The following is a 515-nucleotide window of genomic DNA, read 5'->3' on the forward strand; positions in this document are numbered from 1 at the left end:
GGTGGGACAGATGATTGGGGTGAAGTCGTAACAAGGTAGCCGTATCGGAAGGTGCGGCTGGATCACCTCCTTTCTATGGAGAATTGATAAGCGCTGCTTATCAATATAAGTTTCCGTGTTTCGTTTTCGTTTAGTTTTGAGAGTTCAATTCAGTGTTGACTCTTAAATGAGGATATGATATAAATAAATCCTGCAATTTGTATGGGCCTATAGCTCAGCTGGTTAGAGCGCACGCCTGATAAGCGTGAGGTCGATGGTTCGAGTCCATTTAGGCCCACCATACATTTTGGGGCCTTAGCTCAGCTGGGAGAGCGCCTGCCTTGCACGCAGGAGGTCAGCGGTTCGATCCCGCTAGGCTCCACCAAAAAGCTATTTTAAATAGCAAATGGTATGTTCTTTGAAAACTAGATAACAGTGTAGCTCATATTTTTTAATTTTTAGTTTGGTTAAGTTAGAAAGGGCGCACGGTGGATGCCTTGACACTAGGAGTCGATGAAGGACGGGACTAACGCCGA

2 tRNA genes and 1 rRNA gene are annotated in these 515 nt (G+C 45.4%); all 3 read left to right on the plus strand.

What is annotated here, in order from left to right:
- Positions 1-73, plus strand: a 16S ribosomal RNA gene (locus AU379_RS20515); the annotation flags it as partial.
- 130 nt (positions 74-203) lie between these two features.
- Positions 204-280: transfer RNA gene (locus AU379_RS20520), tRNA-Ile, on the plus strand.
- Between the two features lie 8 nt (positions 281-288).
- Positions 289-364, plus strand: a tRNA-Ala gene (locus AU379_RS20525).
- The last annotated feature ends 151 nt before the right edge of the window (positions 365-515 follow it).

The sequence above is a fragment of the Bacillus sp. JH7 genome, from assembly GCF_001563515.1.
In the GTDB taxonomy this organism is placed as follows: domain Bacteria; phylum Bacillota; class Bacilli; order Bacillales; family Bacillaceae_G; genus Bacillus_A; species Bacillus_A cereus.